General features: G+C 62.0%; 13 protein-coding genes. 5 read left to right on the forward strand and 8 right to left on the reverse strand.

Annotation, left to right across the window (positions count from 1 at the left end; translation table 11 throughout):
• Positions 1-39 precede the first annotated feature (39 nt).
• From trxB to E3O54_RS15315, 4 genes are all read left to right on the forward strand, one after another.
• Positions 40-1,002, forward strand: coding sequence for a thioredoxin-disulfide reductase (gene trxB, locus E3O54_RS15300; RefSeq protein WP_104100657.1), 963 nt, complete (start codon positions 40-42; stop codon positions 1,000-1,002).
• 43 nt (positions 1,003-1,045) lie between these two features.
• The gene (trxA, locus tag E3O54_RS15305) at positions 1,046-1,369 is read left to right on the forward strand and encodes a thioredoxin (RefSeq protein WP_104100656.1); all 324 of its coding nucleotides are present in this window, start codon (positions 1,046-1,048) and stop codon (positions 1,367-1,369) included.
• Positions 1,370-1,487: 118 nt separating this feature from the next.
• Complete coding sequence (locus tag E3O54_RS15310) at positions 1,488-2,807, forward strand: PLP-dependent aminotransferase family protein (RefSeq protein WP_134401965.1); 1,320 nt, start codon at positions 1,488-1,490, stop codon at positions 2,805-2,807.
• 50 nt (positions 2,808-2,857) lie between these two features.
• Positions 2,858-3,814, forward strand: a complete 957-nt coding sequence (locus E3O54_RS15315) for an ATP-grasp domain-containing protein (protein WP_134342732.1) — start codon at positions 2,858-2,860, stop codon at positions 3,812-3,814.
• A gap of 1,865 nt (positions 3,815-5,679) precedes the next feature.
• On the opposite strand, the gene E3O54_RS15320 is transcribed toward E3O54_RS15315, so the two are convergent.
• The 8 genes from E3O54_RS15320 to rpmH form a co-directional block, all read right to left on the reverse strand.
• Positions 5,680-6,630, reverse strand: a complete 951-nt coding sequence (locus E3O54_RS15320) for a ParB/RepB/Spo0J family partition protein (protein ID WP_134375281.1) — start codon at positions 6,628-6,630, stop codon at positions 5,680-5,682.
• Entirely contained in the window at positions 6,630-7,568 is a 939-nt protein-coding gene (locus E3O54_RS15325; RefSeq protein ID WP_277870364.1) for a ParA family protein, read from the reverse strand. Before E3O54_RS15325 ends, E3O54_RS15320 begins: the two co-directional genes overlap by 1 nt.
• An 87-nt stretch (positions 7,569-7,655) precedes the next feature.
• The gene (rsmG, locus tag E3O54_RS15330; RefSeq protein ID WP_134342734.1) at positions 7,656-8,288 is read right to left on the reverse strand and encodes a 16S rRNA (guanine(527)-N(7))-methyltransferase RsmG; all 633 of its coding nucleotides are present in this window, start codon (positions 8,286-8,288) and stop codon (positions 7,656-7,658) included.
• A gap of 11 nt (positions 8,289-8,299) precedes the next feature.
• Positions 8,300-8,815 (reverse strand): R3H domain-containing nucleic acid-binding protein, encoded by a 516-nt coding sequence (locus E3O54_RS15335; protein ID WP_104100650.1) that lies wholly within the window; start codon positions 8,813-8,815, stop codon positions 8,300-8,302.
• A gap of 13 nt (positions 8,816-8,828) precedes the next feature.
• Positions 8,829-9,800, reverse strand: a complete 972-nt coding sequence (gene yidC, locus E3O54_RS15340) for a membrane protein insertase YidC (protein WP_104100649.1) — start codon at positions 9,798-9,800, stop codon at positions 8,829-8,831.
• Between the two features lie 7 nt (positions 9,801-9,807).
• Positions 9,808-10,119, reverse strand: a complete 312-nt coding sequence (yidD, locus tag E3O54_RS15345) for a membrane protein insertion efficiency factor YidD (protein ID WP_104170913.1) — start codon at positions 10,117-10,119, stop codon at positions 9,808-9,810.
• A 3-nt stretch (positions 10,120-10,122) separates the two neighbouring features.
• Positions 10,123-10,512 (reverse strand): ribonuclease P protein component, encoded by a 390-nt coding sequence (rnpA, locus tag E3O54_RS15350; RefSeq protein WP_104100647.1) that lies wholly within the window; start codon positions 10,510-10,512, stop codon positions 10,123-10,125.
• 8 nt (positions 10,513-10,520) lie between these two features.
• Positions 10,521-10,658 carry a 50S ribosomal protein L34 gene (rpmH, locus tag E3O54_RS15355; RefSeq protein ID WP_104100646.1) on the reverse strand — a complete coding sequence of 46 codons (138 nt, stop codon included), beginning with the start codon at positions 10,656-10,658 and terminating at the stop codon, positions 10,521-10,523.
• A 400-nt stretch (positions 10,659-11,058) separates the two neighbouring features.
• Here rpmH and dnaA point away from each other — a divergent pair, with 400 nt between their 5' ends.
• On the forward strand, positions 11,059-12,477 hold the full coding sequence (dnaA, locus tag E3O54_RS15360) for a chromosomal replication initiator protein DnaA (RefSeq protein WP_104100645.1): 1,419 nt from the start codon (positions 11,059-11,061) through the stop codon (positions 12,475-12,477).
• The last annotated feature ends 264 nt before the right edge of the window (positions 12,478-12,741 follow it).

Consider the following 12,741-nt stretch of genomic DNA (forward strand, 5'->3'; position numbering starts at 1 on the left):
ATCGAGATCGCTGCCCCCACAATCTGAAGGAGTCTACGCGTGCGTCAGATCATCATCATAGGCTCCGGACCGGCCGGTTTCACGGCCGCGATCTATGCCGCCCGGGCGAACCTGAAGCCGCTTCTGATCGCCAGTTCGGTCGAGGCCGGCGGCGAACTGATGAACACAACCGAGGTGGAGAACTACCCGGGCTTCCCCGACGGCATCCAGGGACCGGAACTGATGTCCAAGATGCAGGAGCAGGCCGAGCGGTTCGGCACCGAGGTCGTCTATGACGACGTCACCGAGCTCGAGCTTTCCGGCGACACCAAAACCATCACGCTGGGCAGCGGCGAGAAGCACGAAGCTCTCTCCGTGATTTTTGCCACGGGTTCCGCCTACCGCAAGCTGGGCCTGGACGACGAAGAGCGCCTGTCCGGCCGCGGCGTGTCCTGGTGCGCCACCTGCGACGGCTTCTTCTTCAAGGAGAAGACGATCGCCGTGATCGGAGGCGGCGACTCCGCGATGGAAGAGGCCACCTTCCTCACCCGCTTCGCCAGCAAGGTCTACGTCGTGCACCGCAAGGACACCCTGCGGGCCTCCAAAATCATGCAGGAGCGTGCGTTCGCCAACCCCAAGATTGAATTCCTCTGGAATTCCCAGGTCGTCGGCATCACCGGCACGGATGCCGTCGACGGCTTGGTCCTGCGCAACACCGTCTCGGGTGATGAAACCTTGCTCCCCCTCGGCGGAATCTTCGTGGCCATCGGCAACGACCCGCGCACGCACCTCGTGCACACCAAGCTCGATTTGACCCCGGAGGGCACCATCGCCGTCGCCGGTCGCAGCTCGAAAACCAGCCAGACCGGTGTTTTCGCCGCCGGGGACGTGATCGACCCGACCTATCGCCAGGCGGTGACCGCAGCGGCATCCGGAACCGTCGCCGCACTCGACGCGGAGCACTACCTGGCCTCGCTTCCCGAGAACCTGCTGGCCAGCGCCGGCGAACCCGCACTCGCGTAACCCCTCACCGAAGTCACATAACCCGCAATCAAGGAGTAACCACATGTCTGCACGCGCCGTCACCGACGTCACCTTCGACCAGGAAGTCATCAACAACGAAAAAACCGTTCTGGTGGACTTCTGGGCGGAATGGTGTGGCCCGTGTCGCGCCGTCAGCCCGATCCTCGACCAGATTGCCAGCGAGAACGCTGACAAGCTCGACATCGTCAAGCTGAACGTCGACGACTTCCCGGCGCTGGCCGCCAAGTACCAGATCACCTCCATCCCGGCGATGAAGGTGTTCCAGAAGGGCGAGGTCGTCAAGACCGTCATCGGCGCCAAGCCGAAGGTCGCCCTTGAGAAAGATTTGGCCGCCTACCTGGCCTAACCGTCCCTGCCTCTACCGAGGCCCTGACCCGTCCGGCTCACGCCGGGCGGGTTTTTCGGGATTCGGGCCGGATGGTACCGACCGCATACGATTGAAACCTCACCAGATCGGAAGTGACGTGACAGCGAAGCGCTCCCCCCAGACCGGCAACAACCTCGACCCGTGGTACCACCACTACGCCGAGCGAGCCGCGGGGTTGCGCGCCTCCGAGGTCAGGGCTCTCTTCGCGGTGGCCTCCCGCCCCGAAGTCGTCTCACTGGCCGGCGGCATGCCCTACGTGGCTGCCCTACCGCCCGACCTGGTTATCAACGCCATGGACCGGGTCATGCGCCAGCAGGGCCCCGTCGCTCTCCAATACGGCTCTGGTCAGGGCGTTCCCGTTCTGAGGGAGCAGATACTCGAGGTGATGGGGCTTGAAGGCATCCGTGCGCACGCCGACGATGTCGTCGTGACAACGGGGTCGCAACATGCCCTCGAATTGGTCAGTAAACTTTTTCTCGACCCGGGCGACGTGGTGCTCTCGGAGGGCCCCAGCTACGTTACGGCCATGGTCATCTTCAAGTCGTATCAGGCCGAGGTAGAACACGTGCCCATGGACGAGCACGGCCTGATCCCTGAAGCGCTCCGCCAGCACATCCAGCGCCTCAAGGCCGCCGGCAAGACCATCAAGTTCCTGTATACGATCCCGAACTTCCACAACCCGGCCGGAGTGACCCTGAGCTGGGCCCGTCGCCTCGAGATCCTCGAGATGGCCCGGGCGAACGACATCCTGGTGTTGGAAGATAACCCCTACGGACTGCTCTACTTCGACCAGCCGGCACCGGATGCGATGCGCTCGCTCGAAGAGGACGGAGTCGTCTACCTAGGCACGTTTTCCAAGACCCTCGCCCCGGGCTTCCGGGTCGGTTGGGCGCTGGCCCCGCACGCCATCCGGGAGAAACTGGTGCTTGCCAACGAGGCCGCGGTGCTCTCCCCCAGCTCGTTCAGCCAGCTGGTGATTTCCGAGTACCTGGCGACGTCCGATTGGAAGGGCCAGATCAACACCTTCCGCGGGGTCTACCACGAGCGAAAGAACGCACTGCTGGACGCCCTGGAAGAGTACCTGCCCGGCCTCACCTGGACCAATCCGAACGGAGGGTTCTACGTCTGGGTCACTCTTCCAGAGGGACTGGACTCCAAGGCCATGCTGCCGCGGGCGGTCAAGGAACTCGTGGCGTACACGCCCGGCACCGCCTTCTTCGCCGACGGCGACGGGCGGCGCAACATGCGCCTCTCGTTCTGCTACCCGACGCCGGATCACATCCGGGTCGGAATCCGTCGCCTCGCATCCGTCCTCCGTGATGAGCTCGACCTGCTCGAGACCTTCGCCGGCACCGGTTCCCTGAACCCGTTGCGCGCAGAAGGCCGCTTCAACTCCCCACCCCCCGACATTTCGTAGTTCGTCTCCGTCGGTATCCACACCAGCCAAAGCAAGGAAAAACCCTGACCATGAGCGATTTTTTGGCACTTGACATCGTTGTTCTCGCGGGCGGGATCTCGCACGAGCGGGACATCTCACTGCGCTCGGGTCGCCGGGTCGCGGATGCACTGACGAGCTTGGGCCATACCGTCACCGTTCTGGACCCGCAGGCCGGCCTGCTCGCCGATCTGACCATCCGGAAACCCGATGTGATCTGGCCGGTCGTGCACGGCGCCACCGGTGAGGACGGTGCACTCCTGGCCCTGCTGGAGACCACCGGGATACCCCACGTGGGCTCGCTAGCTGGACCGGCCCGTCTGGCCTGGTCGAAGCCGATCGCCAAGGAGCTCGTGCGCCGGGCCGGCTACGCCACCCCCGACGCAATCGCTCTGTCCACCGAAACGTTCCGCGATCTCGGTGCCGCCAGCGTCCTCGAGCACCTCCTGACGGCCATGCCCACGCCGCTCGTGGTGAAACCGGCCGAGGGTGGCTCGGCCCAGGGGGTCAACATCATCGACTCCCCCGCCGGACTGCCGCGTGCCATGGTCGACGCCTACACCTACGCCACGGTCGCCCTGGTGGAGGAGAAGGTCGAGGGTACCGAACTCGCGGTCACGGTCATCGACATTGGAGACGGCCCCATTGCACTGCCCGCCGTGGAGATCGTGCCCATTGACGGCGTCTACAGCTTCGAGGCCCGCTACAACGCGGGAGAGACGCTGTTCTACACACCGGCCCGGATCCACGCGGAGATTGCGGAACTGGTGGCACAAACCGCGGTCGCCATCCATGAACTGCTCGGCCTGCGCCACATCTCCCGCATCGACCTGATCGTGGACTCGGATGGCGTTCCCTGGTTCCTGGAAGCGAACGTGCTTCCGGGTCTGACCGAGACGTCCCTGGTGCCCCAGTGCATCGAGGCTTCCGGTCAGTCTCTCGGCGCCGTCTACGACGCCCTCGCCCGAGCCGCCATCGCTGGCTCGTAGTCCGCGCCGTGGGCCGTGTTTCACGTGAAACATGGTTCTGTCGCCACTCGAGCCCGTCGGTGGACGAGCTCATCGAGACCACGCCGACCAGGCCCCCCCCCCTCACGCTGGTGAAGGCTATCGAGCACCCACCCCGCTCCCACACCGCCCGCCCTGCCGGCATGGACGCCTTGCCCCCCCCCCGTACCTGCCCGAATGCCCGGACGGCACCGACGTCGTTGGCTGCACCTGGAAGTTAGGTCGCAGACTCTTTCATTACACCGTCGGAGATGGTGACGAGTGCACACGCACCCGACGCTCGGTGTCGCTCCTCTGCGTCGATGAACACTACTTGATCGACGATGCTCTCGCGAGGGACAGCCCCGGCCACACTTGCCACCGTCCGCTCACCGACCGTCATTCGCGGGATCCAACGTTTCACGTGAAACGCTCACGACACATCCACTCGCTGACCGCAGTAGACGCTAAACCACCGAGTCTCCACGTACGAACCGGCCCGAGAACAACCACGGGTGAGCAAATTCGGACTGACTGGCCCTCTCCCCTACCCCTCCCCTTTGGCAGTGTGGCGCCTTCGCGGATTCGACGGATGTGACGCAAGCTAACGGAATGAGACCAGACCGCAGACGAACCGCCGTGCCTCCAGGGAGTCGGCACTCCGCGCGCAAGGCAGGACATTCTCACCGTTCCGCCGCACCGTGTGCCCGGGATTAGGCGCAATCCAGACAGGCCACACCGCGACCATATCGGCCTAGGTAGCGGATCGAACTCGCGACTGTGACAGATGCCATGCCGTGGGCGGATGCATCCGCTGACGATCCCCGATCTCACGAACACACTCATTTCGGCGGTCGATCCTGTCAAGACCGGAATGGGAACCGGCGCAGGTGCGCGGAGGTGTCGACGCTGCGGAACTGCTCCAGCCGAACTTTTAGAGACCAGATCCGAACCCGGCATGTGTTTCACGTGAAACATGACCATGTCGGGACGGGGAAACGATATTCTTCGCCCACGCAGTGCCCCGGAACCCGTTCGCATGGCGACCCGCCCGATCTGGACGTCGTGTCTTCGGGTCTGCCTGTCGGGGTTCTTGCGCTCGACGCGGTTGGATTTCGGCAATGTCGATCAGGGACGAGGGGATGCCGATACTGCCTCACCCAGGTCCTGCTGGGTTTGCGCAGCGCACGGGGCAGGCGACTCCCCGTCGTGTTGCACAAACGGCAGGACCAAACCCACGAGCCGTGGGGAACAAGTCATCAGTTGACGGGGGCCGAGGGTCGCTCCAGTGATTGACCTCACCCGCGCAACACTCATGATTTACCAGGTTGACCCGCGTCATGCTCGGTCACGCGGAAGGACCCCAGGAGCCCGGCACGTGACGAACCCGACCACCGAAGCGGATCGACGAGAACCAGTCCCGCCACGCTTGACCACCGGAACGGGACGGGGGGCGACGGTCGTCGAGCCTGTCGCAACCTGTGCACACTGGAACGCTCCATTCTCTGCAGGCAAGAATCTGACCGCGGATGCCGGCTGCTCACTCGAAATGAGCGCCGTGGCTCAAGCCGTGAATCCAGGGTGGGCTGGTCAGTGCGCTTCTTGAGTGCACGATCTCTGAAACGCAGAATTTAGGCCTCATAAGGGCCGTAACGCGGATTTCTGTTCTGCCACCTGAATGCTTAGGTTGCTTCCTGATGACGTCTAATGTGCAGTTCATGGCTGATTTGATCGCCCCGGAGATCATGTTTCACGTGAAACACTAATGGGGTGGGCGGGTGTCGACCCACTCGACCACGGGGTGATCGGTCACCGGCCGGTCGACCACCGAGCGGTCGATCAGCGGGGCGCTCGACACTCGGGTGAGGCTAGCTGGCTCCGAAACCGGGTTCACCGAGGACGTCGAGAATGCGATTGAGATCACCGATCGTGGCAAAATCGACCATGATCTGGCCTTTTCTTGCGCCTAAATGGATCTTTACGCGGGTGTCGAGTCGGTCACCGAGGCGTTCCGCGATCTCGTCGAGGTGTCCCTGACGACGTCCGCCCGTTGGCTTGGCGGAATCGACACGTGGCTGCATCGCGGCCGCGGCCTCTGCTGCCCGCACGGAGAGATCCTCGTTGACGATTTTATCGGCCAGCTTGACCATGCCCGCCGGATCCCCGACGGAGAGGATCGCGCGCGCGTGCCCGGCGGACAGAACACCGGCGGCAACGCGCATCTGCACGGCCTCGGGGAGCTTCAGCAAACGGATGGTGTTGGTGATCTGCGGCCGCGACCGACCGATCTTCTGTGCCAGCTCCTCCTGGGTGATGCCGAAATCGGCCAGCAACTGCTGGTAGGCGGACGCCTCCTCGAGCGGGTTCAGCTGTGCGCGATGCAGGTTCTCCAGCAGCGCGTCACGCAACATGTCGGCATCCGCCGTTTCACGGATGATCGCCGGAATGGTGGTCAGTCCGGCCACCTTCGTGGCACGAAGCCGACGCTCCCCCATCACTAGTTCGTATTTGCCGGGCTGCTCCACGATGGAACGAACCACGATGGGCTGCAGCACGCCGACTTCCTGGATGCTGTGTACCAGCTCGGCCAGGTCGGACTCATCGAAGGTGCTCCGCGGCTGGACGTGGTTCGGCACGATGTCGCTGGGATTGAGGTGCGCAAGCCGCGCACCCGGAACCGGGAGAAGTCCCTCGGTCTCGTCCGAGCGCACCGCATTGGCGTAGGGGAAGAACACATCGACTGGACGCGCCTGAGTCGGGTCGTCCTGAATGGGGATGAGTGCACCGATCCCCCGGCCAAGCCCAGTCCTTTTAGCCATTAGAGCGCGACTCCTGTCTTGGGGGCGCCCCGATGGGCGATCTCTGCTGCTGCTTCGAGGTATGAGAGTGATCCGGCAGAGTTGAGGTCGTAACTGATAACGCTCTGACCGTAGCTCGGCGCCTCAGAGACACGCACGGAACGCGGTATAAGGGTGTTCAGAACCTGCTTGGGGAAGTGTTCACGCACATCCTGGGCCACGTGGTTCGCCAGGTTGGTGCGGCTGTCGTACATCGTGAGCAGAATCGTGGACACCCCGAGATCCGGGTTCAAGTGCTTCTCGATCAATTCGATATTCTTAAGCAGCTGGCTGAGACCTTCGAGCGCGTAGTACTCACACTGAATCGGAATCAGCACCTCGCGGGCCGCGACAAACGCGTTGATCGTCAAGAGTCCCAGAGATGGGGGGCAGTCGATGAAAACGTAATCGTAGGGGTCATCCATCGTTTTCAGGTGCGATTCGAGGGCACGGTTGAGACGCTGCTCACGGGCGACCAGGGAGACGAGCTCTATTTCTGCACCCGCGAGGTGGATGGTGGCCGGCACACAGAACAGCGAGCCGAACTCCGGGCTGGTCTGAACGACCGCAGCCATTTCCTCGTCGTTGACGATGACATCGTAGACGCTGGGTGTTTCCGCGCGATGTTCGACGCCCAAGGCTGTAGACGCGTTGCCCTGGGGGTCCAAGTCGATCACCAGAACGCGCGCGCCCTGACGGGCCAGAGCGGCCGACAAGTTGACCGCGGTCGTGGTCTTGCCGACGCCACCCTTCTGGTTCGAGATGGTGATGACGCGCGTCTTCTCCGGCCTCGGCAGCGTCTCGGAGGCAATCCGCTGTCGGCGCCGCGTCAGGTCAGAAATCTCACGCGCAAGCGGGGTCGTATCGTCAAACACCGCGGCCGCCTTGCTTGATTGCTGGTCTTCACCAGGTTGTTTCACGTGAAACCTTCGCGATCGACGATTGATGAGCCACCCCCACAGGGACTCCGGTTGTACCTCAGCACTGATAAGAGCAGACACCAGGGACTAATCCACTGTAGCCCTTATGACTCGAGTCACATCCTGCAGCACGCCCTCGCCGAGGGTGATCACCTCGACATTGCTGAGCCGGAACTTACGGATGGCCTTCGCCGCGGCTTCGACCTCCGCCGCGGCGCCCGTGCCCTTCATCAGCACCAACTCACCGCCGGGATTCAGAAGGGGGGCCGTGAGAGGGATCAGGGTGCGGAAGGCACTGACCGCACGGGCGGTCACCTGGTCAAGCCGCCCGGGCAGCCGAACGTCTTCCGCCCGAGCCCGGAGTACGGTCGCATTGGTCAGGCCGAGCGCGGCCACTTGGCCGGTCAACCACGCGACCCGGCGCTCCATGGGCTCGATGAGTACGAACGTCACGTCCGGCCGGGCGATCGCCAGCACCAAGCCGGGTAACCCGGCCCCGGAACCGACATCGCCGACGAGTCCGGGTCGGAGCAGCGGCGCCACGATCGCACAATTGAGGATATGTCGACTCCATAGCCGTGGTACTTCCACCGGGCCGATCAGGCCCAGTTCCTCGCCCTGCGCAGCCAGACTGGCCACGAAGGCGCGGGCACCGTCGATCTGGCCACCGAAGAGATCCGCGGCAACGGCTGGCTCCGCCTCGAGAGTGTGAGTCACAATATTTCGATGTACTACGCGGCGGAGATGACCGTGTGACGGTCCCGGCCCTCGCCCTTGGACTCAGAGACGAAACCCGCTTCAGACACCAGGTCATGCACGAGCTTGCGCTCGTAGGAGGACATCGGCGGCAGTGATGCCTCGGCGGCACCCGCCTGGATGCGTTCCACGGCGCGGGACACCAGCGAGGCTAACTCGGCCTGCCGGGCGTCGCGCGAGCCGCCGATATCCAGGATCAACCGCGAGAAAGCTCCGGTCTTGTTCTGCACGGCCAGTCGCGTCAATTCCTGCAAGGCATTGACGGTTTCCGGCTTGGAGAGCAAACGCAGGTTTGCGACATCCGAGGAATTGACGGACAGGTATGCCCGCCCATTACGCGCGTCAATGTCGATGTCCCCGTCGAGGTCGCAGATATCGAGGAATTCCTCGATGTAGTCCGCGGCGATGTCCCCCTCCTGCTCGAGCTGGCCGAGCGTGGGGGAATCGTCCGCCGGTCCAGGTGCGGCGATCACGTCAGTGTTCTCAGTCACGTTGGGTCTCTTCTTATTTTTTAGGGCCGGATTGCTTTTTGGCACGATTCTTTGCGACCGGCTGCTGACGCTGAGGCTTCTTGGGTTCTTCGACCACAATCACGTCACCATCCGTGGCGATGAGTTTACCCTTTCGGGCCAGTCGCTCTTCACGCGCCTTGGCGGCCTCACTGCCGGGCGTGGGCATATTCCGGATGACCAGGAACTGCTGGATCATGGTCCAGATGTTCGAGGTGAGCCAGTAGAACATGACGCCGAGGGGGAAGGCAACACCGGAGAAGGCAAAGACAAGGGGAAGCAGGTAGAGCATGATGCGCTGCTGCTTGAACATGGGGCTTGCCTTGGTTTCCGGCGACATGTTCTTGGAGACGATCTGTAGCTGGGTGATGAACTGTGAGGCGGTCATCAGGACCACCATGATGGCCGCGATCCACATAACGACGGCATTGAAGTCCTGACCAGCGACCATTTTCGTCCACTGAGACGCGAACGAGTCATGCAGCGGCGCGTCGCCGAAGAGGGTGGCGTTTCCGAAGCTCTTCGCGAGATCGTCGTTGAGTGGGCCGACTCCAGCCTGACTGCGTTGCGCGTCATTCAATACGGAGAACAGGGCGAAGAAGATCGGCATCTGCAGCAACAGAGGCAGGCAGGAGCTCAGCGGGTTGGTGCCTGTGCGCTTGTAGAGCTCCATGGTCTCGCGGGACATGGCCTCGCGCGAAAACTGGTCTTTCTTGCCCTTGTACTTGTCCTGAATCTTCTTGAGTTGCGGCGCGACCTCCAGCATCTTGCGCTGGCTCTTGATCTGCCGCACGAAGATGGGAATCAGGGCGGCCCTGACGACAATCACGAGACCGACGATTGAGAGCACCCATGTGAGGCCGTCGTCGTAGTTCATCCCCATGACGGAGAAGAGGGAGTGGAATGCGACGAGTAGAGCCTCGACGACCCATTTCAGCGGCCAGAGAATCGTACCTAGGAGGTCCATCTTTGCGTCAGCCCTTTCCGTGGCTCGCTGCGATAACAAAACCAAACGACGTCACGATGACGCGACGCTTCCGCCTGAGGGGAACGTCATCGATCCCGCCTTCGGCCCACGGATGGCATCGGCCCAGCCGCAGCGCGGCTCGGGCTGATCCCACGACGAGTCCGTATTCCTGAACGGTGCCGAGTGCATACGCCGAACAGGAGGGGTAGTACCGGCAAACATCGCCGTAGAGCGGGGAAATCACGGCTCGGTACGCACGCAGTACGAGAACCCCCGCATTGCGTGGGAGGAGTATGAGCGTAGTCAAGAACCTGTTCATCAGTCAGCGATCCGATCGGATCGCTGCCGGGGCCTTACCGGCAACGGATGTAACCGAAATGCGCTGAAACTTCTCCAGCGCCACGGACAGTTCCGCATGCAGGGTCGACCACGGCGCATCCGCTGCTGACGGCAGAGCGCGGATGACGACATCCGTGCCGGGCCGCGCAGAGATCAGCACAGCGTAGCTCGCCGCCTTCAAACGACGTCGGACTCGATTGCGCCGCACGGCGTCACCCACGTTTTTCGCCACAATGAAACCAAACCGTGCCGGAGCCTCCTCCGGATTCCGGCGCAGATACGTCACCAGGTGCGGGCCGACGATCCGCGCACCCCGGCGCACGACCGACTTGTAGTCGTCACCGGCGGTGATGCGATTGGCCCCCGCGAGCACGAGAGTACTTAAGCGGAGAGTTCGATGCGACCCTTGCGACGGCGAGCACCCAGAATCGCGCGGCCGGCACGGGTCTTCATGCGAAGGCGGAAGCCGTGCACCTTGGCGCGACGGCGATTGTTCGGCTGAAACGTTCTCTTGCTCATTGTTTTGTCTCCACGTGTTAAATCTCCGTAGGCCAAACTGAGCGGCCGGGAAAGAGTGAGGTAGCCCTCGGGCTGGGGTCAACTGATTAAAACTACGGCTTTGGCCGGTGATGGTCAAACTCGACCTCCCGAAATCATCGGTTGTACACACAATCGCACCCATTTCGAGCATCGACACGCGCACGAAATGCGAACGAATTTGGCCGGACTGGCGGTGATTGACTACCGTGAGGACAAGTTATCCACAGGTTTTCAACAAACCCTGTGAATTGGGGCTTATTTGCCCACAGGCGGTGGATAACCTTGTGGATGCTTTGGCTGGATTATGCGTTCAGAGACGAGCCCAATCCTCGATCTCCGTCGTTGTAGAAGGCAACAATGAGAGAAAAGCGGAGAAACCATGGCCACCGAAGAACAGCCCATCACGGAGACCTGGCGGTCTGTCCTGACCAGCCTGGAATCCGACGACAGCATCACGCCCATGCTGTACGGCTTTCTCAACCTGGTCGAACCCAAGGGTATCGCCGCCGGCACGTTCTACCTCGAGGTCCCCAACGAGTTCACGGCCAGCATGCTCAATCAGCGCATGCGAGTGCCGCTCCTGACGGCGATGGGCCACTTGGATGAGGCGTCCGCGGTGTCCACCTTCTATGTGGTCGTCAATCCCGAGCTGGAGAAGGAATCCATCCGGCCGGTGCACGAATCGAGTTCTCCCCCCGATGTGGAAACCCCAGCCGCACCGCAATCGGTGTTCGAGAGCAGCTCGCCCGAGCGGCCCCATGACACCCGGTTGAACTCGAAGTACAGCTTCGACAACTTCGTGATCGGCCAGTCCAATCGCTTCGCACACGCCGCGGCGGTCGCGGTAGCGGAGGCGCCGGCGAAGGCCTACAACCCTCTCTTCGTCTATGGGTCGTCCGGCCTCGGCAAAACCCACCTCCTGCACGCCATCGGCCACTACGCGATGAGCCTGTACCCCGGCATCCGGGTGCGTTATGTCAGCTCAGAGGAATTCACCAACGACTTCATCAACTCGATCGCCAACAACCGTGGTTCCGCATTCCAGTCGCGTTACCGCAATATCGACATCCTGATGATCGACGACATCCAATTTCTGCAGGGCAAGGCGGAAACGCAAGAAGCCTTCTTCCACACCTTCAACACCCTGCACGATCACAACAAGCAGGTGGTCATCACGAGCGACCTCCCGCCCAAGCACCTCACCGGTTTTGAGGACCGAATGCGGTCACGCTTCGAGTGGGGCCTGATCACGGATGTCCAGGCACCCGACCTGGAAACGCGAATTGCGATCCTACGCAAGAAGGCGCAGAGCGAGAAACTACAGGTCCCGCACGATATTCTCGAGTTTATGGCCTCGAAGGTCTCCTCGAACATCCGTGAACTCGAGGGAACCCTAATCCGGGTGACGGCCTTCGCGAGCCTCAACCGCACCCCGGTCGATATGGACCTGGTCCAGACGGTGTTGAAGGACCTGATCACCCTCGATGAGGACAACGTGATCGCGCCGGTCGATATCATCACCAACACCGCCGACTACTTCAAGCTCTCCGTGGATGACCTCTACGGGTCATCCCGGTCGCAGGCGATCGCCACGGCGCGCCAGATCGCGATGTACCTGTGCCGTGAGCTGACCAACCTCTCCTTGCCCAAGATCGGCCAATTGTTCGGCAACCGCGACCACACCACGGTGATGTACGCGAATAAAAAGATCAGCGAGCTGATGAAGGAACGCCGGTCGATCTACAACCAGGTGACCGAGCTCACGAATCGCATCAAGCAGAACCACCGTTACAAATAGCGGTATTTCTTCAGTTTTCACACCTGTGGATAACCCTGTGGAAATTGTTTACACAACTGGGCACAACCTGTAGAAACTCAGCACCTGGTTGTGCAAACTTCCCTCCTTGCCAAACCGGCACGACACCGAAGTGTGCTGGGCACTCACAGGCTGCCAACAAGTTACAAGTTTGTAGTTCCCAGTCGCGTGGCGGCATCCCACAAGTTATCCACAGTTTCCACACCGGTTAAGAAGATTAACAATTAACTTCTCTTTCTCTCCATC

Source organism: Cryobacterium sp. TMT2-4, assembly GCF_004402575.1.
GTDB lineage: Bacteria > Actinomycetota > Actinomycetes > Actinomycetales > Microbacteriaceae > Cryobacterium > Cryobacterium sandaracinum.